The following is a 26241-nucleotide window of genomic DNA, read 5'->3' as shown; positions in this document are numbered from 1 at the left end:
CAGCGCTCGGCCCAGCTCATGCCGGTACCGGAGCGCGGTCGGGCTCTCGGGGTTGCGGGCCTTCGCCAGCGCGGCCCGCAGCCTTGTGGCCTCCTCGTCCGCGCCGGGCACGGGCCGGGAACGGAACAGTTTCACGGCCGGCGGCCGCACGGTCTGGGCACCGGAGCAGTCTGCTGGGCGCGGAGGCGGCGGTCCAGCGGGGTTTCCGGGGCCCCACCGCGGCGAGAATCGCGCCGGAGCGCAACACTGCCACCCCCGGACCGAGCGGACCCCGACCAACACCCCCAGTCGGCCCAGCAATCCACCGGGCTCAGCCCAAGTGGTCCAGAACCTCTCGCCCAGTCAGAACTTCCGGGACCCCGACCGCCGCGAGAATCGCCAGGAATGCAACGCCCCCCACCTCCGGACCGAGCGAACTCCGACCAACACCCCCAGCCAGCCCAGCAATCCACCGGGCCTCAGCCCAAGTGGTCCAGAACGGTCGCGCCCAGCCAGAACTTCCGGGACCCCCACCGCCGCGAGAATCACGCCGGAGCGCAACACCACCACCCCCGGCCCGAGCAAACCCCGACCAACACCCCCAGCCAGCCCACCAGTCCACCGGGCCTCAGCCCAGGCGATCCAGGACCTCTTGCGCAGCAACAACTTCCGGGTGTCCCACCGGCCACGCCACCGCTGCGAGTACCGCGCGGGCGTGGAAGGCCGCCACCTCCGGGTCCGGGTGGATCTGGGCCAAGGTGCCGCGGTTGCGGAGCGTCTGGCGCCAGCCGCTCCAGGACTCGGCGATCAGGGAGGTCAGCAGGGAGGCGGCCTCGGCGTGGTCGGCGGTCAGGACCAGTACGTCGGCGAGGCATTGGCGGAAGAAGCCGTGCCGGGGGTGCCGGGTGGCGAGTTCGCGTAGTGGGGGCACCGCGAGAGCAGGCTCGCCCTGTTCGGCGCCGATTTCCAGGCGCGCGGCTTCCGCCCAGTCGAGGTCGAAGGGTTTGCGCAGGAACGGGACGATGTGTTCGGCCAGCTCGCGCAGGGCCTCGTCCTGGCGGTCGGCGTCGCACAGCGCGATCAAGTCGCCGAAGCGGACTTCGCGGGTCAGGGGGTCGGCATCGCCGAGTTCGGCGGCGCAGTAGCGGACCAGGGAGGCCGACGCGGCGACGCGCTCGTCGATGCGGTTGGCCACGCTCAGGGCCTCGACGAGCATGCGGCGGCACCAGATCGTGGCGGCCTCGGCGCCCCACGTCCGCTCGTAGACGTCCTCCGTCTCGGCCAGCAGGGGCACGGCCTCGTCGGGGCGGCCCTGCCCGGACCACGACATCGCGAGCTGCACCCACAGGCCCAGCGTCTCCTTGCTGCGCGGGCCGAACTCGCGGGTCATGGGCGGCACGAGCTCGCGGAACACCGGCTCCGCGTCGCGCCATTCGCCCAGTTCGCCCAGCCGGACGGCGACCCCGAAGCGCTCCAGCAGGTCACGCGCGCCTTCGCGGCCGCGCGACCACGCCGCCGAGCCACGCAGCGCGGCTGCCTCGTCGAACGGTCGCGAACGGAAGAACTTCACAGGCACCACCGGAGCGACGTGTCCACAATGCGCATTATGTCCGACCGGCCCCTGCCAGCAGCGCGCGGGCCGCCGCCCGCAGCGTGTCGTCCGGTTCGCCGAGGCCGGCCAGCCGGACGACGGCGTCGGCCGCCTCGCGGGCGTGGGCCTCGACGTCGAGCGCCGGGTCGTCGCGGCGCGTGATCGCGGTGCTCTCCACCAGGCCGAACACCAGGTCCGTGCGGATTGCCGACACGCCCTGCCCAGCGGCGGCCACGAGCGCGCCGTACGCGGCCTTGAGCTCGGCCCGATCCGCGCGGAACCCGGCGAGGTTCGGCGACGACACCTCGGGCAGCAGGTACAGCGCCCCGATGTTGTGCCGGGCCCCGCCCAGCAGCCGCACGTCCGCGTAGGCCAGGGCCCACAACCGCACGCTCGCCGGCTCGGGCGAGGGCGCCGAGACCAGCCCGACCGCCACGGCCAGCGAAGGCCGGACCGTGGCCGCCAGCAGCTCGGCGAGGATGTCCTCCTTGGCCGGGAAGTGGTAGTACAGCGACGCCTGCCGCAGGCCCGCCCGCTCGGCGATCGCGCGGGTGGTGGTGGCCGCGTACCCCGCGCCCGTGAACAACTCCCCTGCCGCGTCGAGCACCGCCTCGCGCGCGTCCTGGCGGCTCGCCGCCGCGCCGCTCGCGCGGGGCCGCCCCACTCCCGTCGCCTTCCCGTCCACGCGGCCGATCCTGCCAGGCGCGCGGCCGTGTTACGCGCTGCAGCCCCCTCCGGAAACACCCGTTAACACTCGCCTTACGCGGGCGAGACGGCACCGACCCACCGGCGGCTTAATTTCGGTCAACCGATCGAAATCCCCGCCAGCAGACGGGAGCCCCGCATGCCCGCGCCACCGGTCCCCTCCGACGACCTCACCCAGTTCGGCTACCGCCAGGAGCTCCGCCGCAGCTTGGGCGGCTTCTCCGCCTTCGCGGCCGGCTTCTCCTTCGTCTCGATCCTCACCACCGTCTTCCAGCTCTTCGGCTTCGGCTACACCTTCGGCGGCCCGCTGTTCTTCTGGTCGTGGCCGTTCGTGCTCGCCGGGCAGGTCCTCGTCGCGCTCGTCTTCGCCGAGCTGGCCGCCCGCTACCCGCTCGCCGGATCCGTCTACCAGTGGGCCAAGCAGCTCGCGCGCGGTTTCGCCGGCTGGCTCGCGGGCTGGATGATGCTGCTCGGCTGCGTGGTCGCGCTCGCCGCCGCGGCGATCGCGCTGCAGATCGTGCTCCCGTCGGTGTGGAGCGGGTTCCAGCTCGTCGGCGGCGACCCGTCGGTGACGTCGCCGACCGGCGCCACGAACGCCGTGCTGCTCGGCACGCTGCTGATCGTCTTCACCACGGTGGTCAACGCCGCCGGCGTCCGCGCCATGGCCCGCATCAACGACATCGGGGTCGCGGCGGAGCTGATCGGCGTCGTCGTGCTCATCGGCGGCCTGGCACTGTTCGCGGTGCGCGGGCCGCAGGTCGTGGTGCACAGCGTCCCGGTGAGCGACGGCGCCTCCGCGGCCGGGATCGGCGGTGTGCTCGCTTCGGCACTGATGGCCGCGTACGTGCTCTACGGATTCGACACGGCGGCCTCCGTCGCCGAGGAGACGCGCGACGCCCGCCGGGCGGCGCCACGAGCCGTGCTGCGCGCGGTGCTGGTGTCGGGGCTCGGCGGCCTCGCCGTGGTGCTCACCGCGCTCATGGCCGCGCCGAGCCTCACCGACGGCGAGCTCGCCGGGCACGGCCTGCCGTACGTGATCACGGCCGTCTTCGGCGACACCTTCGGCCGGATCTTCCTCGCCGACGTCGCGATCGCCGTGATCGTCTGCACCCTCACCATCCAGACCGGCACGATCCGGCTGATCTACGCGATGGCCCGTGACAACGCGCTGCCGTTCTCCGCGCGCCTGTCCGGCGTCAATCCGCGCACCGGCACCCCGTTGTGGCCCGCCGTCGTCTCCGGTGCGCTGGCCATCGCGCTGCTCGGAGTCAACGTCGGCAACCCGACTCTGTTCAGCACGATCACCGGCACCTCGGTGGTCGTGGTCTACCTCGCGTACCTGCTGGTCACCGGCCCGCTGCTGGTGCGCCGGCTGCGCGGGCGGTTCCCCGCCGAGCCCGGCCTGTTCTCGCTGGGGCGCTGGGCGGTCCCGGTGAACGTCGCCGCGGTCGCCTACGGCGTGGTGATGATCGTCAACATCGCCTGGCCCCGCGCGGAGATCTACGACCTGGCCGGCTCGGGTTCGCCCTGGCTGCTGCTGTTCCCCGTCGAGTTCGTCGGCGCCGCCCTGCTGATCGGCTGGTTCTGCTGGCTGCGCCTGCGCCGGTCCACCACCCCCGCCCTCGAACCCGCGGTCTGAGAGGACGTCCATGAGCACCACGGCAACCACGTACGGCGCGCGCGACCACGCCCGCGCCCAGGCGGGCACCGTCGTCGACACGATGCCGACGATCCCGGCGGCCGGGTGGCCCGCGCCACCCGGAGTCGAGCCCACCGCGCTGACCTGGGCCGAAACCGTGGCCGGCGGCGGCTACACGCACAAGGTCCTCGCCCGCGGCACGCGGCTGCGGCTCACCGACCTCGAGGGCGACGCCTGCGCGCACCTGCTGCTGTTCAACGCCGACGGGCCGTGGGAACGGCTCAACGTCGCCGACACCGTGAAGGTGCAGTGGAACGCCTACCTCGGCGAGTCCGTCGCACTACTGTCGGACCAGGCCCGGGTGCTCGCGACCCTCGTGGCCGACACCAGCGGCCGGCACGACGCGGTGTGCGGCACGTCCACTGTGGACGGAAACACCGAGCGCTACGGCGACGGCGCACCCGAAGGCCCCTCTCCGGCCGGGCGGCCGCTGTTCACCTTGGCGGCGGCGAAAAACGGCCTGGGGCCCCGGGATCTGCCGCCCAGCCTGTCGTTCTTCCAGGGCGTGCGGGTCGGCGCGGACGGCGACCTGGCCTTCACCGGCTCCGCGGGCCCCGGCGCGTCGGTGGACCTGCGGATCGAACTGCCGGTGATCGTCCTCCTCGCCAACACCGCGCACCCGCTCGACCCGCGCGAGGGCTACACCGTGAGCCCGCTGCGCGTCCTCGCCTGGCGCGACCGGCCCACCGGCCCGGACAGTCCGGAGTGGACCCACACACCGGAAGCGCAGCGCGCGTTCGAGAACACCGCCGACTACCTCACCGCCCGGGGGCTCGCATGACCACGACCGTGCTCGACGTCGAAGTCCCCGCGCGGGCCCCGTTCTCCACCGTGCTGCGCCGCGGCCAGGAGCTCACGATCGTCGACCTCGGCGGCAACCAGGCCGTCGACTTCCTCTGCTACGACGCGAACGACACCTCTCGCCGCTACAGCGCCGCCGCGACGATCGCCGCGCAGCGCAACATCTTCCTCACCACCGGCAGCGTGCTGCGCACCGGCGAGGGCGCGCCGCTCGTCACGGTCGTCGCCGACACCTGCGGCCGCCACGACACGCTCGGCGGCGCGTGCAGCAAGGAGTCCAACAGCCTGCGTTACGGCCAGCACACCCGGTTCCAGCACGCCTGCGCCGACAACTTCCTCATCGAGGGCAGCAAGTGGGGCCTCGGCAAACGCGACCTGGTGAGCAACGTCAACTGGTACATGAACGTGCCCGTCGAGGCCGACGGCACGCTCGGCATCGTCGACGGCATCTCCGCGCCGGGCCTGGAAGTCCGGCTGCGCGCCGAGACCGACGTGCTCGTGCTCGTGTCCAACTGCCCGCAGATCAACAACCCCTGCAACGGGTTCGACCCGACGCCGGTGCGGATGGTCGTGACCGAACCGGAGCGTGCGGCGTGAAACTGCTGGTCGCCAACCGCGGCGAGATCGCCGTCCGCCTCCTGCGCGGCGCACGGGAGCTGGGCATCCCGACCGTCGCCGTGTACTCCGACGCCGACCGCACCGCACCCCACGTGCGCCTGGCCGACGAGGCCGTGCGGCTCGGCCCGGCGCCCGCGGCCGAGAGCTACCTGAGGGCCGACGCGATCATCCGGGCCGCGCTCGACACCGGCGCGGACGCGATCCACCCGGGTTACGGCTTCCTCAGCGAGGACACCGCCTTCGCCCGGGCGTGCGAGAACGCCGGGATCGCGTTCGTCGGCCCGGCACCGGATCACCTGGAAGTGTTCGGCAGCAAGCACACCGCGCGCGAGGCCGCGATCGCGGCCGGGGTGCCGCTGCTGCCCGGTACCGGGCTGCTGGCCGATCTCGACGAGGCCCTCGCGAAGGCAACCGCGATCGGCTACCCGGTGATGCTCAAGGCGACCGGGGGCGGCGGCGGGATCGGGATGCGCGCGTGCGCGTCGGCCGAGGAGCTGTCGGCCGCGTGGGAGACCGTGCGCAGTGTCGCGGCCAAGAGCTTCGCCAGCTCGGGCGTGTTCCTGGAGCGGCTGGTGACGCGCGCCCGGCACGTCGAGGTGCAGGTGTTCGGCGACGGCGAGGGTGCGGTCCTCGCGCTGGGCACGCGCGACTGCTCGCTGCAGCGCCGCAACCAGAAGGTCGTGGAGGAGTGCCCGGCGCCGGACCTGCCGGACGCGGTGCGGCGGCAGCTGGCCGACGCGGCGGTGGCGCTGTGCTCGTCGGTGCGCTACCGCTCGGCCGGCACGGTCGAGTTCGTGTACGACCCCGTGCGCGAGGAAGCCGCGTTCCTGGAGGTCAACACGCGGCTGCAGGTCGAGCACCCGGTGACGGAGGCGGTGTACGGCGTCGACCTCGTGGGCTGGATGCTGCGGCTGGCCCAGGGCGAGCGCGGGATGTTCGACGCGGTCCCCGAGCCGCGCGGGCACGCGTTCGAAGCGCGGGTCTACGCCGAGGACCCGAGTGCGAACCACCGGCCGAGCGCCGGCCTGGTCACCGGTGTCGCGCTGCCGCCGGACGTCCGCGTGGACACCTGGATCGAGGCGGGCACCACCGTCACCACGCACTACGATCCCTTGCTGGCCAAGGTGATCTGCACCGGCACCGACCGCACGGGCGCGCTGGCGAACCTGCGGGCGGCGCTCGCGGCCACCGCCGTCGGCGGCGTGCGCACGAACCTCGGCCAGCTCCGCGCCGCGGCCGCGGATCCCGCGTTCGCGAGCGCCGCCCACGACACCGCGACGCTCGACGGCGTCACCGACGACGAGCCGCGGATCGACGTCGTGCGCGGCGGCACGATGACCACCGTGCAGGAGTGGCCGGGCCGCACCGGGTTCTGGCACGTCGGGGTGCCGCCGTCCGGCCCGATGGACGACCTGTCGCTGCGGCTGGGCAACCTCGCGCTCGGCAACCCCGAGGGCGCGCCCGGCCTGGAGTGCACTGTGGACGGTGTCACGCTGCGGTTCTCGGCCGAGACCACCGTCTGCGTCACCGGCGCCACCGCACCCGTGCTCCTCGACGGCGCCCCGGCTCCCGCGTGGACCCCGTTCGTGGTCCCGGCCGGCGGCACGCTCGACGTGGGCGCGGGCACGGCCGGGCTGCGCAGCTACGTGCTCGTGCGGGGCGGCCTCGCCGTGCCCGAGTTCCTCGGCAGCGCGGCGACGTTCACGCTCGGCCGGTTCGGCGGCCACGGCGGCCGCGCGCTCGCCGCGGGCGACGTGCTCACCCCCGGCCCGGAGCCCGCGGACCCGGTCGGCGGCGCCGTCGGGGACCGGCCCCAGATGGACGCACAGTGGACGATCGGCGCGCTGGAAGGCCCGCACTCCGCACCGGAGTTCTTCACACCGGCCGACATCGAGACCTTCTACCGCACCGAATGGCAGGTGCACTTCAACTCCGCGCGCACCGGAGTGCGGCTCGTCGGGCCACGCCCGGAGTGGGCCCGGGAGGACGGTGGTGAGGCCGGGCTGCACCCGTCCAACATCCACGACACCCCGTACGCGATCGGCGCCGTCGACTACACCGGCGACCTGCCGATCCTGCTCGGCCCGGACGGCCCGAGCCTCGGCGGGTTCGTCTGCCCGGCGACGGTCGCGACCGGCGAGCGCTGGAAGCTCGGCCAGCTCCGGCCGGGCGACACCGTGCGCTTCGTCCCGATCGACGCCGACCACGCCGCGGCCCTGCGCCGCCGCCCGGCGGTACCGCTGCTCACGAGCCGCAGCGTCCTCGACGACGGCGGGGTGCTCGCCCGGCGGCCCGCGGCGGACGGCGAGCCGTCGGTGACCTACCGGCGCAGCGGCGACGACAACCTGCTCGTCGAGTACGGCGACATGACCCTCGACCTCGCGCTGCGGATGCGCGTCCACGCGCTGGCGGAGCGGCTCGCCGCCGAAGGCGTGCCGGGGATCGTCGACCTCACGCCGGGCATCCGGTCGCTGCAGGTGCACGTCGACCCGGACGCGCTGCCGGTCGGCAAGGCCCTCGGCCTGGTGCGTGAGCTGGAGGACGACCTGCCGGGCACCGCGGACCTCGTGGTCCCCAGCCGCGGGGTGCGGCTGCCGCTGTCGTGGGACGACCCGGCGACGCGCGAGGCGATCGAGCGGTACATGACGGGTGTGCGCGACGACGCCCCGTGGTGCCCGTGGAACATCGAGTTCATCCGCCGCGTCAACGGTCTGTCTACTGTGGACGACGTCTACCGCACGGTCTTCGACGCCGAGTACCTCGTGCTCGGGCTCGGCGACGTCTACCTCGGCGCGCCCGTCGCGACCCCGCTGGACCCGCGCCACCGGCTGGTGACCACGAAGTACAACCCGGCCCGGACGTGGACGGCCGAGAACTCGGTCGGCATCGGCGGCGCCTACCTGTGCATCTACGGCATGGAGGGGCCGGGCGGGTACCAGTTCGTCGGCCGCACCGTGCAGGTGTGGAGCGGCTGGCACCAGCGCGGCGCGTTCGAGCCGGGATCGCCGTGGCTGCTGCGGTTCTTCGACCGGATCTCGTGGTACCCCGTGTCGGCCGACGAGCTGCTGGACCTGCGGGCGCGCGGCTCGGCCGGGCAGCTGGAGCTCGACATCACCGACGGGGAGTTCCGCCTCGCCGACTACCAGCGGTTCCTCGCCGACAACGCCGAGAGCATCGCCGGGTTCCGCGCCACGCAGTCGGCGGCGTTCGAGGCGGAACGCCGCGCCTGGGCGGCCGCGGGCGAGTTCGACCCGAAGCCGGAACCGGTCACCAGGCCGCCGGCGCGCGTGCAGGCGCCGCCGGGCGGGCACGTCGTCGAGGCCCCGTTCGCCGCCACCGTTTGGCGGGTCGACGTCGAGGCGGGCACGCGGGTGGACCACAAGCAGTCGCTGGTCACGCTGGAAGCCATGAAAACCGAGGCGCGCATCCCCGCGCCCGCGGACGGGAAGGTGCTCGAGGTGCTCGTGTCCCCCGGCGACCAGGTCGCGCCCGGCACCCCGCTGGTGGTGCTCGGATGATCCGCGAACGCGTGCGCGCCGCGTACCGGCGCATCGAGCAGGTCGACCGGCCCGAGATCTGGGTCGACCTGCGTCCTGAAGCCGAGCTGCTGGCCGACGCCGAAGCGCTCGAGGAGCGGTACACAGCCGGAGAACCGCTCCCGCTGTACGGGCGGCTCGCCGCGGTCAAGGGCAACATCGACGTCGCCGGCTTGCCGACCACCGCCGGGTGCCCGGCCTATGCCTACGAGCCCGAGGCGGACGCGCCGGTCGTCGCTCGGCTGAAGGCGGCGGGTGCGCTGGTGCTCGGCACGACGAACCTCGACCAGTTCGCCACGGGGCTGGTCGGCACGCGCAGCCCCTACGGTGCGGTCCGCAACGCCGTCGATCCGGCGTACGTGTCGGGCGGGTCGAGCTCGGGGTCCGCGGTCGCCGTCGCGCTGGGGATCGCGGATCTCGCGCTCGGGACGGACACCGCGGGCTCGGGCCGGGTGCCGGCGGCGTTCAACGGGATCGTCGGGCTGAAGCCGACGCCGGGGCTGCTGCCGACGGACGGCGTCGTGCCGGCGTGCGCGAGCATCGACTGCGTGTCGGTCTTCGCGCGCACGGTGGGCGAGGCGGAACTCGCGCTGCGGTGCCTGTCGGACGAGGGCGCGTTCCGGATCGGCGTCCCGGCCTCCCTGGGGCCGCTGCAGGACGGGTGGGCCGAGGCCTACGCCGCCGCGGTGGCGGACTACACCGCGGCCGGCGCGGCGGTGACCACTGTGGACTTGTCGCCTTTTCTCGCCGCGGCGCGGCTGCTGTACGAGGGCTCGTTCGTCGCCGAGCGCTACACCGCCGTCGGCGAGTTCGTCGAGAAGCACCGTGACGACGTCGACCCGACCGTCGCGGAGATCATCACCGCGGCCCGCGACCTCCCCGCGCACCGGGTGTTCGCCGACCAGGCCACGCTCGCCGGGCTCAAGCGCGAGGCCGATGTCGCGCTCTCCACAGTGGACGCCCTGCTGCTGCCGACCACCACCGGGCACCCGACGCTCGCCGAGGTGGCCGCGGACCCGGTCGGGGCGAACGCCGCGCTCGGCCGCTTCACGAACTTCGCCAACCTGCTCGGCCTGTCCGCGCTCGCCGTGCCCGCCGGGACGGTCGCCGGGCGGCCGTTCGGGGTGATGCTCGTCGGCCCGGCCGGCGCGGACGCGAAGCTGGCCGCGTTGGCTCGCGGCGTCGAGGACCGCGTGCGCCTCGCCGTCGTCGGGGCGCACCTGCGGGGGCAGCCGCTCAACCACGAGCTGACCTCGCGTGGCGGCCGCTTCGTCGCCGAGACCGAGACCGCGCCCGAGTACCGGCTGCACGCCCTGGCCACGACCCCGCCGAAACCGGGGCTCGTGCGCGTGGCCGAAGCCGGCGTCGCGATCGCGGCCGAGGTGTGGGACCTGCCGGTGGCCGGCTTCGGCGCGTTCGTGGCGGCGGTCCCGGCGCCGCTGGCCATCGGGCGGGTGCGCCTGCGCGACGGTTCGGAGGTCTCGGGGTTCCTGTGCGAGCCGGCGGCGCTCGCCGCCGCGGAGGACATCTCGGCGAAGGGAGGCTGGCTCGCCCACCTGCGTTCCTGAGGGCGGGGGCCGCCCGGGAGTGTGCCGTCGCCCACTCGTCTGGGCCACTCCCCTGGTTACCCGTGGGTAACAAGGGCTATCGTGCGGACAGGATTTCTGTCTACTTCAGGAGCATTCGTGGCCGCACCAGCAACGCCGCCCCTTGCGCCGACCGCGCGTGGGGTGCGCAACGTCGTGTTCGTCGAAGGGGTACGCACCCCCTTCGGCAAGGCGGGCGACAAGGGCATCTACGCCGGGACCCGCGCGGACGACCTGGTCGTCAACGCCATCCGTGAGCTGCTGCGGCGGCACCCCGAGCTGCCGCCCGAGCGGGTGGACGACGTCGCCATCGCCGCGACGACCCAGATCGGCGACCAGGGCCTCACCATCGGCCGCACGGCCGCCCTCCTGGCGGGCCTGCCGAAGTCCGTGCCGGGCTTCGCGATCGACCGCATGTGCGCGGGCGCGATGACCGCCGTGACTACCGTCGCGAGCGGCATCGGCTTCGGCGCGTACGACATCGCCATCGCCGGCGGCGTCGAGCACATGGGCCGCCATCCGATGGGCGAGGGCGTGGACCCCAACCCGCGCATCATCGCCGACAAGCTCGTGGACCCGACCGCGCTCGTCATGGGCCAGACCGCCGAGAACCTGCACGACCGGTTCCCGGAGATCACCAAGGAGCGCACCGACGCCTACGCCGCCCGCAGCCAGGAGCGCTACGCCGAGGCCGTGAAGGCCGGCAAGATCGGCCCGGAGCTGGTGCCGGTCGCCATCCGCTCGAAGGAGCTGGGCTGGGGCCTGGCGACCGAGGACGAGCCGCCGCGGCCGGGCACGACCGTGGAGCAGCTGGCGAAGCTCAAGACGCCGTTCCGGCCCCACGGCCGCATCACCGCGGGCAACGCGGCGGGCCTCAACGACGGCGCCACCGCGTCGATCCTCGCCGACGAGGAAACCGCGCGCGAGCTGGGCCTGCCGGTCGCGATGCGGCTGGTCGGCTACTCGTTCGCCGGTGTCGAGCCGGAGGTCATGGGCATCGGCCCGGTGCCGGCCACCGAGAAGCTGTTCAAGCGCACCGGCCTGTCAATCGACGACATCGGCCTGTTCGAGATCAACGAGGCCTTCGCCGTGCAGGTGCTGGCCTTCCTCGACCACTTCGGCATCGCCGACGACGACCCGCGCGTGAACCAGTGGGGCGGCGCGATCGCGTGCGGCCACCCGCTGGCCTCGTCCGGCGTGCGGCTGATGACGCAGCTGGCGCGCCAGTTCGCCGAGCGCCCCGACGTGCGCTACGGCATGACCACCATGTGCATCGGCATCGGCATGGGCGGCACCGTGATCTGGGAGAACCCGGCGTTCGAGGGGGCGAAGTAAATGACTTTCACCGCTGAAGAGGCCAAGGCCGCGTTCCCCGACGAGGTCGTGACCACCGCCGTCACCCGCCTGGTGAAGGTGCCCGGGCTCGCGAAGCCCGTCGCGCTGATCACGCTCGACAACGGCCACGACCACACCCGCCCGAGCACGTTCGGCCCGCAGGGGCTGGTGTCGCTCGACGCCGCGCTGGACGTGGCGTTCGCGGCCGAGCCCGCGGCGATCGCGGTCACCGGCAAGCCGTTCATCTTCGCCGTCGGTGCGGATCTGTCCGGTGTGGAGGCCGTGTCCGACCCGGCGCTGGCGCGCAAGATCGCGCAGACCGGCCACGACGTGTTCCGCCGGCTCACCGAGTCGACGATTCCGACGTTCGGCTTCGTCAACGGCGCGGTGATGGGCGGCGGGGTGGAGCTGGCCCTCTCGTGCCACTACCGCACGCTGTCGGAGAACACCGCCGCGATCGCGTTCCCCGAGGTGTTCCTCGGCCTGTTCCCGGGCTGGGGCGGCACGCAGCTGCTGCCGAACCTCATCGGGGCCGACGCCGCCGTCACGGTGATCATCGAGAACGCGCTGGCGCAGAACAAGATGCTCAACGTCAAGCAGGCGGCGGAGCTCGGCATCGTCGACGAGGTGTTCGGCTCGGCCGACTATCTCGAGCGGTCGCTGCTGTGGCTCGCGAAGGTCGTCAACGGCGAGGTCACTCCCGCGCGGCGCGAGATCGACCGCGGCGCCGGCTGGGACGCGGCCATCGCCCGCGCGAAGTCTATCGTGGACGGTCGTACGCACGGCGCGTCCCCGGGCGCGACCAAGGCCGTGGAGCTGCTGGAGCTGGCGCGGGAGAACGACCTCGACCGCGGCTACGCGGCTGAGACCGACGGCCTCGCCGAACTGCTGATGTCCGACGTGCTGCGCGCCGGGCTGTACTCGTTCAACCTCGTGAACAAGCGCGCGAAGCGGCCGGCCGGCGCGCCGGACAAGTCGCTGGCGCGCAAGGTGAACAAGGTCGGCATCGTGGGCGCGGGCCTGATGGCTAGCCAGCTCGCCCTGCTGTTCGTGCGCCGCCTCAAGGTGCCGGTGGTCCTCACCGACGTCGACCAGGAGCGCGTCGACAAGGGCGTGGGTTACGTCCACGACGAGATCGACAAGCTGCTGTCGCGCAAGCGCGTGTCGCCGGACGGCGCCAACCGGCTCAAGGCGCTGGTGACCGGGTCGCTGGACAAGGCCGCGTTCGCCGACGCCGACTTCGTGATCGAGGCCGTGTTCGAAGAGCTGGGCGTGAAGCAGGCGGTGTTCGCCGAGCTGGAGCAGCACGTCTCGCCCGAGGCGATCCTGGCGACGAACACGTCTTCGCTGTCGATCAGCGCGATGGCCTCGAAGCTGCAGCACCCCGAGCGCGTGGTGGGTTTCCACTTCTTCAACCCGGTGGCCGTGCTGCCGCTGCTGGAGATCGTGCGCGGCGAGAAGACCGACGACGCCACGCTCGCCACGGCGTTCTCCGTCGGCAAGCAGCTGAAGAAGTCGAGCGTGCTGGTGAAGGACGCCACGGCGTTCGTCGTGAACCGGCTGCTGCTGCGCTTCCTCGGCGAGGTGCTGGTGTCCGTGGACGAGGGCACGCCGTTCGAGGTCGCGGACTCGGCGCTGGAGCCACTGGGCCTGCCGATGTCGCCGCTGAACCTGATGCAGCTCGTGGGCCCGGCGATCGCGCTGCACGTGGGCGAGACGCTGCACGGGTCGTTCCCGGACCGCTTCACGGTGAGCGAGAACCTCGCCAAGTTCGTGAAGGCGGGCAAGAAGGGCGTGTGGACCTGGGACTCCTCGGGCAACGCGTCCGTCGACCCGGAGGTCGACGCCCTCTGGACCCGGGGCGGCAACCCGTCCACAGCGGAGCAGGTGCGCGACCGCGCGCTGAACGCCATCGCCGAGGAGATCCGCCTCATGCTCGATGAGGGCGTGGTCGCGGAGGCGCAGGACATCGACCTGTGCCTGCTGCTGGGCGCGGGCTGGCCGTTCTGGAACGGCGGTATCACGCCGTACCTGGACCGCGCGGGGGTTTCGGAGCGGGTGAACGGGAAGCCGTTCCTGGCGCCGGGTGTCGCTTCGGTGCCGGTGGCTTGATGTCTCCGGGGCGGCTGTCCGTTGTGGACGGCCGCCCCGGTTTCCGGGTCACGGGCAGGACGGGCCGCGGGTGCCGGGCGGAAAGTACAGCCGCAGCTGGTCCTGAGTCATCACGTTCACGCGTTCCGCGCCCAGGGTCCGCTGCCGCAGTTTCGCGGCCAACGCGGTCGTGTCGGTGCCCGGCCGCGGGAACGCGGTGATCACGGGCGGCACGTCTTCGGGGCCCAGCGCCCGCCTCAGATCGGGGTCGTCCTTGAACACTTCCTCGACCCGGGCGTAGCTCTGGGCCCGGGTCTCGGTGAACACCTCGGCCACGTCGGGGTCGTCCTGCAGCGCCTGCCGCTAGCCGCATCTCGTCGTCCTCGGCGAAGGCGAGTTGCACGGCGGTGCAGCTCCCGCGTTCGCCCGGCGGCGCCCCGGCCGGGTGCCGGCGCACCGCGTCGGAGTGCACGGCCGTGCCGACGATGAAGGCCAGGCCGACACCCGCACCGAGGGCGAGCACGAGCACCGGGGCGAGCCGGCGCCACGTCCGCATCATCCGCTCAGAACTCCCCCGCGCGCGGGCACACGGGGCCGCGCTTGTCCGCGGGGATCTTGTCGCGCACGGCGTTGACGTCGAAATCGTCGGCCCGCCGCGCGCTCGGGAACCGCCGCCCGAGTTCGGCCGCGTACGCCTTCAGGTCGGTGCCCGGAAGCGGAATCACGGTCACCGAACCGGGGATGGCGCTCGGATCCGTGGTCGCCAGCAGGTCGGGCTCGTCCTTGAAGATCTCCTTGAAGCGCACCCAGGCTTCGGCCTTCGTCTCGGTGTACACCCGCCGGGCCTTCGGGTCGTTCCGCAGCTGGTCGGCCACGAACCGCATCACCTGGTCGTCGTCGAAGTACACCTCCACCGCGGCGCACGGCCGGTGCCCGGCCAGCGGCACGGGCGTCCGGTCCACCGGCAACGGATCCGGCCGCACGGCCGCTGCGACGACGAAGGCCAGCCCGACGCCTGCGCCCAGCGCGACGACCAGCACCGGGACGAGCCAGCGCCAGATGCGAATCCCCATGGCCTGATCATCACACACCGGAGCCGGGACTGGTCCCGGTCGGCGTTCGCCGTGCGGCTAAGCGCAGACGAAGCCCTGCATCCCCGGGTGGTACTTCTTCCACACAGCCTCGACGTCGAGCTGTTGGACCTTCTGGGCGTCCGGGAACCGCTGCTTCAGCTCGGCGGCGTAACGGGTGAGATCGGTGCCCGGAACCGGAAGCACCACCACCGTCGCCGGCATGGCACTTTCACTCGTCGCGGCGATTTTCGCCGGGTCCTGCTGGTAGATCTTCTTGAACTCCGCCCAGGTCAGGGCCTGGGGGTCGAGATCGACCCGGCGGGCTTTCGGGTCGTTCCCCAGCACGGCGGCGGCGCGGCGCATCGCATCGTCGTCGCGGAAGTAGACCTGCACGGCCAGGCACGGCTGGTGCCCAGCCGACGGCGCCGGTGTCCGCGCCACCGACAACGCCACGGCCCGCACCGACCCGGCGGCCACGAAGGCCAACCCGGCGCCCACCCCGAGCGCGACCACCAGAACCGGCGCCAGCCAGCGCCACAAACGAATCCCTGTCACGATTTCACCCAGTCCTGATCAGTACTCGCCCGCGCGCGGGCACGTCGGGGCGTCCCGAGGTTTGCCGAACTTCTCGTTGAACGCGTTGACGTCGAGGGAGTAGACCTCCTGCGCGTCCGGGAAGCGGGTCTTCAGGCGGGCGGTGTAGGCCACGAGGTCGGTGGCGGGCAGCGGCACGACGGTGACCACCGCGGGCGAGGTCTCCTCGCCGCCCAGCCCGTGCATCATCTCCGGGTGGTCCTTGAAGCCGTCGCGCAGCGAGAGGAAGGACTCGTGTTCGGACTCGACGAAGACGAGCCGGGCGTCCGGATCGTCGTGGAACGTGGCGGCAGCGCGCCGCATCTGGTCGTCGGTGTCGAAGTACGCTTCCACGTCCCGGCACGGCTGGTGCGCGGCCAGCGGCACCGGCGTGCGGTCGACCGGCAGCGGGTCCGGACGCACGGCCGTCCCGACCACGAAGGCCAACCCGGCGCCCACCCCAAGCGCGACCACCAGAACCGGCGCCAGCCGGCGCCACAAACGAATCCCCACGCACGATCATCATCCGGCGGGGCGGGAACGTTACGAGCTCACAGCGCCGGGATCCCGTGCGGACCCGCCGGCAGGTGCACCGTCACCGTCAACCCGCCGCCCACCACCGGTTCCGCCGAGATCGCGCCGCCGTGGGCCTGGACGGCGGCCCGCACGATCGACAACCCCAGACCCGCGCCGGAGCGGGCGGTGCGGGCGACGCCGGCGCGGCGGAACGGCTCGAACAGCTCCGGCACGGCCGCCGGGTCCAGCAGCCCGCCCGACGAGCGCACGCGCAGGGTGGACCACTGGGGCCCGGGTGTCGTGGAGACCTCCAGCCAGCCGCCGTCGACGTTGTGGCGCACCGCGTTCTCCACCAAGTTGCCGGCGATGCGTTCGAGCAGCGCGGGGTCGCCGAACGCGGGTGCGGCGACCGTCGAGAACTCGGCGCGCAGGCCTCGCGCGGACGCTTCGGCGCGCACGGCGGCCCAGGCGCGGCCGACGAGCACCGCGAGGTCCACCGGTTCGCGCACCACGAGACCGGCGCCGTCGGTGCGGGCGAGCAGCAGCAGGGAGTTCACGAGCTGGCCCGCGCGTTCGGTGGCGTCGCGGACCACACCGCCCATCCGACGGAGCTCTGCCTCGTCGGCTTCCTCGTCGGACAGCGTCACGTCGAGCTCGGTGCGGATGACCGAAAGCGGCGTGCGCAGCTCGTGGCTCGCGTTGGCGACGAAGTGGCGCTGCGCGTCGAACGCGGCCTGCAGGCGGTCGAGCATGTCGTCGAAGGTCCGGGCCAGCTCGGCCAGCTCGTCGCGCGAGCGGATCTCGCCGATGCGCTCGCCCATCGACTCCACCGACAGCCGCCGGGCGGTGCCGGTGATCTCGCGCAGCGGCAGCAGCACGCGCGAAGTGAAGGTCCACGCGAGGATCGCCGCCGCGGCCACGACGAAACAGAACGCCAGCGAGCCGAAGATCAGCACCCGGTTCACGGCGTGCGTACGCAGGTGCTGGGCGAGCGTGGACGCGTCGACGTCGACCCCGTCCACGCGCACGATCGTGCCGGGCGGCATGTGCGGCACGGCGTCCACCGCGTCGCCCACGAGCGACCACGCCAGCCACAGCAGGAGCAGCCCGGCCGCGGCCACCAGCACGGTCGCGAGGATCGTGACCCGGGCCCGCAGGCTGCGTGTGCCGGGCAGGTTCACTACGCGCCGGCCTCCGCGACCGGCACGCGGTAGCCCGAGCCCACCACGGTCTCGATGATTCCCGGCTCACCCAGCTTCTTGCGCAAGGTCATCACGGTGACCCGCACCGTCGTGGTGAACGGGTCGGCGTTCTCGTCCCACACGCGCTCCAGCAGCTCCTCGCTGCTGACCACCGACCCCGAGGCGGACAGCAGTACCTCGAGCACGCCGAACTCCTTGCGCGTCAGGTCGATCGGCCCGCTCGCGCGGCGCACGATGCGCTTCGCCGGGTCCAGCTCCACGTCGCCCGCCGTGAGCAGCGGCGGCGCGGCCGGCGTCGCGCGGCGGCCGAGCGCGCGCACGCGGGCGACCAGCTCGGGGAATGCGAACGGCTTCGCGAGGTAGTCGTCCGCACCGAGGGACAGCCCGTCGACTCGGTCGGAGACGGAACTGCTCGCGGTGAGCATGAGCACCCGCGTGAGCTCGCCGGACGCGACGATCTCGCGGCACAGCTCGTCGCCCGACATCCCGGGCAGGTCGCGGTCGAGCAGCACCACGTCGTACCGGGTGACGGACGACTTCTCGTGCCCGTCGTCACCGGTCAACGCGACGTCCACCGCCATGCCCTCACGGCGCAGGCCGCGGGCGATCGCGTCGGCCAAGGGCTCTTCGTCTTCGACTACCAGAACACGCACCAGACCACAATCCCACAGTTTCCTGAGAGCACCTGAGAGACCTGAATGGACACTCCGGGCCACCTCACGCGCAGCTCACGGCGAACGTCCGATCGGCGTCACGACCAGCGCAACGCGAACCACAGCCGCATCCGCGTCTCCGGGTCCGCGAGATCCACGCCCAGCGCCCGTTCGGCCTGCCCGATCCGGTGCCGGACGCTGTTGCGGTGCACCCCGAGCTCGGCGGCCGTGCGGTCCCAGCCGCCGTGGTGCGCGAGCCAGGTGCGCAGCGTCGGCACCAGCTCGCGGTCGTGCGCGCGGTCCAGCTCCCGCAACGGCGCCAGCACCCGCTCGGCGAACCCCGCCGCGGCACCGGGCGCGACGAGCGCGTCGAAACCCAGCGGATCCGCGGCCGCCACCGGCCGCCCGAGAGCCTGTGCCCGGGCCAGCAGCAGCTCCGCCTCCGCGAGCGCGCCCGGCAGCCCGTCCGCGGTCACGGGCGAGCCGGCCACCGCGAGCCAGCCGTGCTCGCGCAACCCGTCGAGCTCCGGCGAGGAACCCACCACGGCCAGGAACCGCGGGCCGGGCAGCACCCGCACGAGCGGGGTGTCGAGGCGCGCGCGCAGCCAGTCGTGGCGCACGGCGACCTCGTCCGGGCCACGGCGGTGCGCGACTCCGGCCACGAGCCGGCACTCCCCCGTGCCCAGCAACGTCGTGACCACGTCCGCGCCACCCTGGCCCAGCAGCAACCCGGTGGCCGCCGCCCCGAGTTCCGCGGTGTCGGACCCGGCGCGGCCGACGAGCCCGAGCAAAGCCGCGCCGACGGCGAGGATCGCGCGGTCCCCGCCGTCGAACCGGCGCCGCCGCCCGAGCACGAGCAGGTGCGCCGCGGTCGCCTGCGGGTACACCGGCTGCGCCACCACATACGTGCCGTCCGGCAGCTCGGTGGTCGCGCTGCGGATGCCGGTGCCCGCGCGCACCGTCGTGAGCAGGTCGGCGACCTCCGGCGGCAACGGCTGCGGCGCGTCGTGGCCCGCCACGAGCGCGTCCGCGGGCCTGACGAGCGCCACCCAGCCCCGCAGACGCTCGGCCAGCGCCGTCACGAGCGCCCCCATGCCGTCGCCCGCGGCGCGCGTGAGGGCCTCCCGCGCGACCGCCGTGCGGCGCTGTTCGCGTTGCCCCGCCTCCGCGAGCGCGACGGCGACGGCCCGGCTGATCGCGAGGAACGGCGTGCGGGGCGGCACGACCACCAGCGGCAGGCCGTGGCGCACGCACGCGTCACGCAGCGGCTCCGGCAGGGTCTCCGACACCGTCGGCGTGAGGCCGAAGCCCAGCGCGGTCACGCCGGCGTCGCGCAGGCGGCGGACGTAGTGCCCGGGCTCGCGCGGGAGGTTGACACCCGCGGTGAGCACCAGCTCGGCACCGAGCAGGTAGGGCGCGGGGTCGTCGAGCTCGCTCACGTGGGCCCAGCGCACGGGCGCGTCGAGCGCGCCCGGCCGCAGCGTCTCCCGCACGACGTCGAGCGCGAGTTCCGGGTTGCCGACAACCGTCCGTAACGGAACATTCACTTCCACGGACTCGTGCTCGAGGTTCTGGGTCATTTCATCCCGGCTTTCGACGGTTCCTGGACGGATCGTCCCATGCCGGAGCGGTGGCGCACGAACCTACGGTGGCCCGGACAACCCCGCAGAGAACCGAGGAGGACCCCGTGGGCGGCGACTACGCGGTGATCGCGCTGTACATCGCGGGCATGATCGGCGTGGGCTGGATCGGCCTGCGCCTGGCGAAGACGAAGTCCGACTACCTCGTGGCGGGCCGGCGGCTGGGCTGGTTCATGTACTCCGGCACGATGTCCGCCGTCGTGCTCGGCGGCGCGTCCACGGTCGGCGGCGTGAAGCTCGGCTACACCTACGGCGTCTCGGGCGCGTGGCTGGTGGTCACCATCGGCGCCGGCATCCTCGTGCTGCACGCGGTGTTCGCGCGGCGGCTGGTGAAGCTGCGCGTGTACACCGTCGGCGAGATGCTCGACCTGCGCTACGGCGGCCGCACCAGCGCCGTGTCCGGGGTCGTGATGTGGGGCTACACGCTCATGCTCACCGTGACCTCGACCCTGGCGTTCGCGTCGATCTTCAAGGTCCTGTTCTCCATCCCGAGCTGGGCCGGCATCGCGATCGGCGGCTCGATCGTGGTGCTCTACTCGGTGCTGGGCGGCATGTGGTCGATCACGCTCACCGACATCGCGCAGTTCGTGATCAAGACGATCGGCATCCTGTTCGTGCTGCTGCCGATCGCGCTCGTCTCCGCCGGCGGCTTCGGCGGGATGGCCGAGAAGCTCGACGCCGGCTACTTCGAGTTCACCTCGATCGGCGGCGAAACCATCCTCACCTACTTCCTGATCTACACCTTCGGCCTGCTCATCGGCCAGGACATCTGGCAGCGCGTGTTCACCGCCCGCACCCCGCGCGTCGCGACCGGCGGCGGCATCATCTCCGGCGTCTACTGCCTCGTCTACGGCGTGGCCGGCGCGCTCATCGGCACGGCCGCGAAGGTGCTCTACCCCGACCTCGGCAGCGCGCAGGACGCGTTCGCCACGATCGCCGAGCGCCTGCTGCCCACCGGCGTGCGCGGGCTGGTGCTGGCCGCCGCGCTGTCGGCGCTCATGTCGACCTCCAGCGGCGCGCTGATCGCGTGCGCCACCACCACGACGTCGGACCTGCTGCGCAAGATCGGCCTCAAAGGCGGTGAGGTGCTGCGCAACCGCGTGACCACGCTGGTCCTGGGCCTCGTCGCCATCGGCATCGCCATGGTCGTGGACGACGTCGTCAACGCGCTGACCATCGCCTACGACATCCTCGTGGGCGGCCTGCTGGTCACGATCCTCGGCGCGCTGTTCTGGAAGCGCGGCACCCGCCAGGGCGCGTACGCCTCGATGGTGGCCGGCACGGTGTTCGTGGTGGCGTTCATGATCATCGACGGGGTCGCGGCCAACAGCCCGATCTACTGGGGCCTCGGCGCGAGCCTGGTCGTGTACGTCGCGGTGAGCCTCGCGACGCCGCGCACCTCCGAAGCCATCCTGTCGGTCTGGACGCGGCGCCTGAACGGTTCCGCGGCAGACGAAGAGAACGCGGCAGCGGCGACCCCGGCCGCCGCGCAGGCCTGAACACCCCAACCACGAGGAGCACACCGCAGTGAGTGACCTGCCCCCGATCGGCCCGCTCGACTCGTCGCGCGTCCCGCGCTTCGCCGGCTTCGCGACCTTCGCGCGGCTGCCGAGGATCGACGAGGTGGCCCACGCCGACGTCGCCGTGGTCGGCGTCCCGTTCGACTCCGGCGTGTCGTACCGGCCGGGCGCCCGCTTCGGTCCCGCCGCCGTGCGCGAGGCGAGCCGGCTGCTGCGGCCGTACCACCCGGCGCTGGACGTGTCGCCGTTCGCCGAACGGCAGGTCGTGGACGCGGGTGACATCGCGGCGAACCCGTTCCACATCGGCGAGGCGATCGAGAAGGTGCAGCAGGACGCCGAGGCGCTGATGGCCGGCGGCACGAGGCTGGTCACGGTCGGCGGCGACCACACCATCGCGTTGCCGCTGCTGCGCGCCACGGCGAAGAAACACGGCCCGGTCGCGCTGCTGCACTTCGACGCGCACCTCGACACGTGGGACACCTACTTCGGCGAGCCCTACACCCACGGCACGCCGTTCCGCCGCGCCGTCGAGGAAGGAATCCTCGACACGGCAGCACTTTCGCACGTCGGCACGCGCGGCCCGCTGTACGGCAAGCGCGACCTGGAGGAGGACCGCCGGCTCGGCTTCGGCATCGTCACCTCCGGCGACGTGCTGCGCCGCGGCATCGACGAGACCGTCGACGCGCTGCGCCAGCGGATCGGTGACCGGCCGCTGTACATCTCGGTGGACATCGACGTGCTCGACCCCGCGCACGCACCCGGCACCGGCACGCCCGAGGCGGGCGGGATGACGAGCCGCGAGCTGCTGGAGATCCTGCGCGGGTTGCGCGACCTGCACCTGGTGGGCGCCGACGTCGTCGAGCTGGCCCCGGCCTACGACCACGCCGAGATCACCGCCATCGCGGCCTCGCACGTGGCCTACGACCTCGTGAGCCTGCTGGCGCTGGGGAAGAGCGAATGACGCGCATCGGGGGCGACATCGTCGTCGAGACGCTGCGCGCGCTCGGCGCGGACACGGTGTTCGGGCTGCCGGGCCAGCACGCGCTGGGGCTGTTCGAGGCGTTGCGGCGGGCGGACGACGTGCGCGTGGTGAGCTCGCGGGTGGAGAACAACCTGGCGTTCGCCGCCGACGGTTTCGCGCGCGCCCGGCTCGCCGCCGACCCGCACGGGCCGGTGCCGGTCACGCCGATGATCGTGTCGACCGGCCCGGGTGCGCTGCTGACGTTGGCCTCGCTGCAGGAGTCGCGGGCCGCGTCGGTGCCGGTGCTCGGGATCTCCAGCCAGATCCCCGTCGCCGGGCTCGGCGGCGGGCGGCACGGTTACCTGCACGAGCTGCCCGACCAGCAGGCGAGCTTCCGCGACGTCGTGAAGTCGGTGCACGTGGTCCGCGCCGTCAGCCAGATCCCGACGGCGCTGCGTGAAGCATGGACGGCCGCCGCGACCGCGCCGTACGGGCCGGTGTGGGTCGAGATCCCGCAAGACGTTCTGCTCGCGGAGGCTTCTCTGCCGCCCCTGCACGACGTGACCGCGGTGCCGGTTGCGCTCGAACCGCTGCCGGAACTGGCGGCGGAGGCTTCGAAGCTGCTGTCCGCGGCGAAGAACCCCGTGATCCTCGCCGGCGGGGGCGCGCTGCGGTCCGGTGCACACGCGGAATTGCGGGCGCTCGCCGAAGCGTTGCGGGCGCCGGTGGTGTCGACGTTCGGCGGCAAGGGTGTGTTCCCCTGGGATCACGAGTTGTCCGCGCGCTCGTGGCTGGAGGACTGGCACACCACGGAGTTCCTCGCCGGCGCGGACGTGCTGCTGGTGCTCGGTTCCGGGCTCGGCGAGCTGTCCAGCAACTACCGCGAATTCGCGCCGCGCGGGCGGGTGATCCAGGTGGAGGCCGACCTCGGGAAGCTGGAGTCGAACTACCCCGCGCTGGGCATCCACGCCGACGTGCGGCTGTTCCTGCGGGCGTTGGAGGTTTCGGCGCTGGACCTTCCGGCGCGGACCGCGGACGGGCGTGCCGAAGCCGCCGTGGCCGATTTGCTCGCGCGCGTCGAGTCGCGATTGGACGGTCAGGACCTGGCCGCCGAACGCAAGCTCGTCGACGACCTCCGCGCGGCGGTGCCCGAAGGCACGCAGACGTTCTGGGACATGACGATCGCCGCCTACTGGGCGTGGTCGGCGTGGCAGCCGGACGGCGCGCCGATCCACACCGCGCAGGGTGCGGGCGGCCTCGGCTACGGGCTGCCCGGCGCCCTCGGCGCAGCCGCCACGGGGATCCCCACGCTCGCCGTCTCCGGCGACGGCGGCGCGATGTACGGCCTGGCCGAGCTCGCCACCGCGAAGCAGCACGGTCTCGACGTCACGTGGCTCGTGATCGACGACGGCGGCTACGGCATCCTGCGCGAGTACCTCACGGGCGCCTTCGGCGAGACGACGGCGACCGAGCTGGCGCGGCCCGACTTCGTGGCGCTGGCCGAGTCGTTCGGGGTGCCGGCCGTGCGGTCCGGTTTGGGTACGGTGGGCGCGGACGTGGCCAAGGCGTTGCGGACACCGGGACCGTCGGTGGTCTTGCTGCCGGCCGTGCTGAAGATGTTCGCCCCGACCCACCTGGAGTGAGCGGCGACCCACGTCCTGAACTTCGTCGGCGACGCTCTTACCGAGGCCGAGGGCTCGCTCACCCGCACCGACCCGGCCACCGGGGAGGCGTCCGGCACGAGCGTCCTCTCCGTACAGTCCGAAGTCGACAAAGCGATGACCGCCGCGGCCCGCGCCTTCCGCACCTGGCGGCGCAGCACGCCGGCCACGACGCTGGGTCTGCTGTTCGCCGACACCCCGATGATCACGGGCCCGTTCGCCGGGGCGGCGGGTGGTGTGGACCTCAGCCTGGTGGTGACGCTCCGCGGCTGCGGTGGCTCATCCGGGGTTGGTGAAGGTGTTTCCTGAGCCGCGGGAGGTTTTCGGCCCGGTCACAGATGAGGTGGCGGCTGTCGCGGTGGTTTGACCCCGCGCACGAGAACGGCGGGTCCTCCGCAAAGGGACCCGCCGCTGTCGTACGACCGAAAACTCAGCCCCGCGGATTCTCCGCCGGAACATCCTGCGCCACGCCCAACCGGCCCGACGCCCATTCCGTGATGCGGCGCGCCACGTCCTGGGCGGTGAGGCCGACGCGGTCCAGCACCTCGTCGCGCGAGCCGTGGTCGTGGAAGCTCTGCGGTACGGCCAGGTCGCGCAGCGGGACGTCGCAGTCGGCGTCGCGGAGGACGGCGGCCAGGGCGGAGCCGAAGCCGCCGTGGCGGCCGCTGTCCTCGACCGTCACCACGAGCTTGTGCTGCTCCGCGAGGGCGACCAGTTCGGCCGGGACGGGGACGACCCAGCGCGGGTCGACGACCGTGACGCCGATGCCCTGGTCGGCCAGGCGGTCGGCGGCCGCGAGGCCCAGCTTGCCGAACGAGCCGACGGCGACGAGCAGCACGTCCGGGGTGCAGGACTCACGCGGGCGGCGCAGCACGTCGACCGTGCCGAGGCGCTCCACGGCGGGCAGGTCGGCGCCGACGGTGCCTTTGGAGAAGCGCAGCGCGGTGGGTCCGTCGGCGACGGCGACGGCCTCACGCAGCTCCTCGCGCAGCGTGCCCGGGTCGCGGGGCGCGGCCACGCGCATGCCGGGCACCATGCCGAGCAGCGACAGGTCCCACATGCCGTGGTGACTGGGGCCGTCGGGGCCGGTGATGCCGGCGCGGTCGAGCACGAACGTCACCGGCTGGCGGTGCAGCGCCACGTCCATCAGGACCTGGTCGAACGCGCGGTTGAGGAACGTGGAGTAGACCGCCACCACCGGGTGATAGCCGCCCATCGCCAGCCCCGCCGCCGACGTCACGGCGTGCTGCTCGGCGATGCCGACGTCGAACCAGCGGTCCGGGAACTTCTCGGAGAACTTCTCCAGGCCGGTGGAGCGCAGCATCGCCGCGGTGATCGCCACCACGTCCTCGCGCTCGGCGCCGATCTTCGCCAGCTCGTCGCCGAACACGCCGGTCCAGCTCGGGCCCTTCACCGGCGGCAGGCCGGTCTCCGGGTCGATCGGGTCGGTCTGGTGCATCTGGTCGGCCTGGTGGTTCACCGCGGGCGCGTAACCGTGGCCCTTCTCGGTGACCACGTGCACGATCACCGCGCCGCCGAACGCGTGGGCGCTCTGCAACGCCTTCTCCAGCGCCACCAGGTCGTGGCCGTCGACGGGGCCCAGGTACTTCAGGCCCAGGTCGGAGAACATCACCTGCGGGCTCAGCGCGTCCTTGATGCCGGCCTTCGCGGCGTGCAGCGCGGCGTAGATCGGCTTGCCCACCACGGGGGTGTTGCGCAGGATCTCGCGCCCGCCGTCGAGCAGGCGCTCGTAGCCGGGCTGCAGCCGCAGCGCCGCGAGGTGGTCGGCGAGCCCGCCGATGGTCGGCGAGTAGGAGCGGCCGTTGTCGTTGATCACGATCACGACCGGGCGGTCCCGGTTCGCCGCGATGTTGTTGAGCGCCTCCCAGCACATGCCGCCGGTCAGCGCGCCGTCGCCGACCACCGCCACGGCGTGGCGCGGGGCACCGCCGGACAGTTCGAACGCCTTCGCCAGGCCGTCCACATAGGACAGCGCGGTGGACGCGTGGCTGTTCTCCACCAGGTCGTGCTCGCTCTCGGCGCGCGACGGGTACCCGGTCGGACCGCCGAGCTGGCGCAGCTTGTCGAACTCGGTGTGCCGGCCCGTCACGATCTTGTGCACGTACGCCTGGTGACCGACGTCCCACACGATCGCGTCGCGTGGCGAGTCGAACACCCGGTGCAGCGCGAGCGTCAGCTCCACGACACCCAGGTTGGGGCCCAGGTGACCCCCGGACCGCCGCACCTTCTCGACGAGGAAATCCCTGATCTCGGCGGCCAGCTCGTCGAGGTCCTCGACGCTCATGCGCTTCAGGTCCGCCGGTCCGTGCACGGAGTCCAGCATCGTCACAGCTCCACCTCGCCTGGTTCCCTTCGCTCCCGCCAGTTCGGGCCAGTCTACGGATCCGCGCCACCACCGCCGCGCCGCCCGCGTCCCGGATCACACGCCGACCCCCCGCGCAACTCCACGGTCGGGTGTGAACATGGAGTCTTCGGCCAAG

Annotated in this window: 21 protein-coding genes; 11 read left to right on the top strand and 10 right to left on the bottom strand. The window is 72.9% G+C overall.

Translation table 11 applies throughout. From position 1 onward, the window contains the following. Positions 1 to 607: 607 nt before the first annotated feature. Together AB0K15_RS08990 and AB0K15_RS08985 are read right to left on the bottom strand one after the other, a co-directional pair. Positions 608 to 1549 carry a hypothetical protein gene (locus tag AB0K15_RS08990; RefSeq protein WP_364047425.1) on the bottom strand — a complete coding sequence of 314 codons (942 nt, stop codon included), beginning with the start codon at positions 1547 to 1549 and terminating at the stop codon, positions 608 to 610. Positions 1550 to 1583: 34 nt separating this feature from the next. Further along, positions 1584 to 2255: a helix-turn-helix domain-containing protein gene (locus AB0K15_RS08985; protein ID WP_364047423.1), complete on the bottom strand. Its 672-nt coding sequence runs from the start codon at positions 2253 to 2255 to the stop codon at positions 1584 to 1586. A gap of 159 nt (positions 2256 to 2414) precedes the next feature. Between AB0K15_RS08985 and AB0K15_RS08980 the strand changes: the two genes are divergently transcribed. The 7 genes from AB0K15_RS08980 to AB0K15_RS08950 all read left to right on the top strand — a co-directional run bounded on the left by AB0K15_RS08980 (position 2415) and on the right by AB0K15_RS08950 (position 13962). Further along, entirely contained in the window at positions 2415 to 3914 is a 1500-nt protein-coding gene (locus AB0K15_RS08980) for an amino acid permease (RefSeq protein ID WP_364047421.1), read from the top strand. Between the two features lie 10 nt (positions 3915 to 3924). Beyond that, a complete protein-coding gene (locus tag AB0K15_RS08975; RefSeq protein ID WP_364047419.1) occupies positions 3925 to 4755 on the top strand; it encodes an urea amidolyase associated protein UAAP1 in 831 nt (276 codons plus the stop codon). Then, complete coding sequence (locus tag AB0K15_RS08970) at positions 4752 to 5372, top strand: urea amidolyase associated protein UAAP2 (protein WP_364047417.1); 621 nt, start codon at positions 4752 to 4754, stop codon at positions 5370 to 5372. The genes AB0K15_RS08975 and AB0K15_RS08970 overlap by 4 nt, the downstream gene beginning before the upstream one ends. Beyond that, complete coding sequence (gene uca / locus AB0K15_RS08965; RefSeq protein WP_364047415.1) at positions 5369 to 8911, top strand: urea carboxylase; 3543 nt, start codon at positions 5369 to 5371, stop codon at positions 8909 to 8911. Before AB0K15_RS08970 ends, uca begins: the two co-directional genes overlap by 4 nt. Next, positions 8908 to 10497, top strand: coding sequence for an allophanate hydrolase (atzF, locus tag AB0K15_RS08960; RefSeq protein WP_364047413.1), 1590 nt, complete (start codon positions 8908 to 8910; stop codon positions 10495 to 10497). The genes uca and atzF overlap by 4 nt, the downstream gene beginning before the upstream one ends. Before the next feature lie 162 nt (positions 10498 to 10659). Next, positions 10660 to 11850, top strand: a complete 1191-nt coding sequence (locus tag AB0K15_RS08955) for a thiolase family protein (protein WP_364047973.1) — start codon at positions 10660 to 10662, stop codon at positions 11848 to 11850. Then, positions 11851 to 13962 carry a 3-hydroxyacyl-CoA dehydrogenase NAD-binding domain-containing protein gene (locus tag AB0K15_RS08950; RefSeq protein ID WP_364047411.1) on the top strand — a complete coding sequence of 704 codons (2112 nt, stop codon included), beginning with the start codon at positions 11851 to 11853 and terminating at the stop codon, positions 13960 to 13962. It abuts the gene before it with no gap. A 48-nt stretch (positions 13963 to 14010) separates the two neighbouring features. On the opposite strand, the gene AB0K15_RS08945 is transcribed toward AB0K15_RS08950, so the two are convergent. The 7 genes from AB0K15_RS08945 to AB0K15_RS08915 all read right to left on the bottom strand — a co-directional run bounded on the left by AB0K15_RS08945 (position 14011) and on the right by AB0K15_RS08915 (position 19538). Continuing rightward, complete coding sequence (locus tag AB0K15_RS08945) at positions 14011 to 14277, bottom strand: hypothetical protein (RefSeq protein WP_364047409.1); 267 nt, start codon at positions 14275 to 14277, stop codon at positions 14011 to 14013. 227 nt (positions 14278 to 14504) lie between these two features. Further along, positions 14505 to 15014 carry a permease-like cell division protein FtsX gene (locus AB0K15_RS08940; RefSeq protein WP_364047407.1) on the bottom strand — a complete coding sequence of 170 codons (510 nt, stop codon included), beginning with the start codon at positions 15012 to 15014 and terminating at the stop codon, positions 14505 to 14507. Between the two features lie 57 nt (positions 15015 to 15071). Continuing rightward, the gene (locus tag AB0K15_RS08935; protein WP_364047405.1) at positions 15072 to 15569 is read right to left on the bottom strand and encodes a hypothetical protein; all 498 of its coding nucleotides are present in this window, start codon (positions 15567 to 15569) and stop codon (positions 15072 to 15074) included. An 18-nt stretch (positions 15570 to 15587) separates the two neighbouring features. Next, the gene (locus AB0K15_RS08930; RefSeq protein ID WP_364047403.1) at positions 15588 to 16100 is read right to left on the bottom strand and encodes a hypothetical protein; all 513 of its coding nucleotides are present in this window, start codon (positions 16098 to 16100) and stop codon (positions 15588 to 15590) included. A 38-nt stretch (positions 16101 to 16138) separates the two neighbouring features. Further along, the gene (locus tag AB0K15_RS08925) at positions 16139 to 17284 is read right to left on the bottom strand and encodes a HAMP domain-containing sensor histidine kinase (protein WP_364047401.1); all 1146 of its coding nucleotides are present in this window, start codon (positions 17282 to 17284) and stop codon (positions 16139 to 16141) included. Beyond that, on the bottom strand, positions 17284 to 17958 hold the full coding sequence (locus AB0K15_RS08920; protein ID WP_220238356.1) for a response regulator transcription factor: 675 nt from the start codon (positions 17956 to 17958) through the stop codon (positions 17284 to 17286). The genes AB0K15_RS08925 and AB0K15_RS08920 overlap by 1 nt, the downstream gene beginning before the upstream one ends. 98 nt (positions 17959 to 18056) lie before the next feature. Continuing rightward, a complete protein-coding gene (locus tag AB0K15_RS08915; RefSeq protein ID WP_364047399.1) occupies positions 18057 to 19538 on the bottom strand; it encodes a PucR family transcriptional regulator in 1482 nt (493 codons plus the stop codon). Positions 19539 to 19645: 107 nt separating this feature from the next. Between AB0K15_RS08915 and AB0K15_RS08910 the strand changes: the two genes are divergently transcribed. The 4 genes from AB0K15_RS08910 to AB0K15_RS08895 all read left to right on the top strand — a co-directional run bounded on the left by AB0K15_RS08910 (position 19646) and on the right by AB0K15_RS08895 (position 24049). After that, positions 19646 to 21097: a sodium:solute symporter gene (locus AB0K15_RS08910; protein ID WP_364047397.1), complete on the top strand. Its 1452-nt coding sequence runs from the start codon at positions 19646 to 19648 to the stop codon at positions 21095 to 21097. Positions 21098 to 21134: 37 nt separating this feature from the next. Then, a complete protein-coding gene (gene speB / locus AB0K15_RS08905) occupies positions 21135 to 22079 on the top strand; it encodes an agmatinase (protein WP_364047971.1) in 945 nt (314 codons plus the stop codon). Continuing rightward, the gene (locus tag AB0K15_RS08900) at positions 22076 to 23722 is read left to right on the top strand and encodes a thiamine pyrophosphate-binding protein (RefSeq protein ID WP_364047395.1); all 1647 of its coding nucleotides are present in this window, start codon (positions 22076 to 22078) and stop codon (positions 23720 to 23722) included. Before speB ends, AB0K15_RS08900 begins: the two co-directional genes overlap by 4 nt. A 135-nt stretch (positions 23723 to 23857) precedes the next feature. After that, entirely contained in the window at positions 23858 to 24049 is a 192-nt protein-coding gene (locus AB0K15_RS08895) for a hypothetical protein (RefSeq protein ID WP_364047393.1), read from the top strand. Between the two features lie 121 nt (positions 24050 to 24170). On the opposite strand, the gene dxs is transcribed toward AB0K15_RS08895, so the two are convergent. Beyond that, on the bottom strand, positions 24171 to 26090 hold the full coding sequence (gene dxs / locus AB0K15_RS08890) for a 1-deoxy-D-xylulose-5-phosphate synthase (RefSeq protein ID WP_364047391.1): 1920 nt from the start codon (positions 26088 to 26090) through the stop codon (positions 24171 to 24173). Positions 26091 to 26241: the final 151 nt, after the last annotated feature.

Origin of the sequence: Amycolatopsis sp. NPDC049253, assembly GCF_040678995.1 — a bacterium.
Classification (GTDB): domain Bacteria; phylum Actinomycetota; class Actinomycetes; order Mycobacteriales; family Pseudonocardiaceae; genus Amycolatopsis.
The sequence above is the reverse complement of the archived record's forward strand: the minus strand, read 5'-3'. Positions and strand labels throughout refer to the sequence as shown.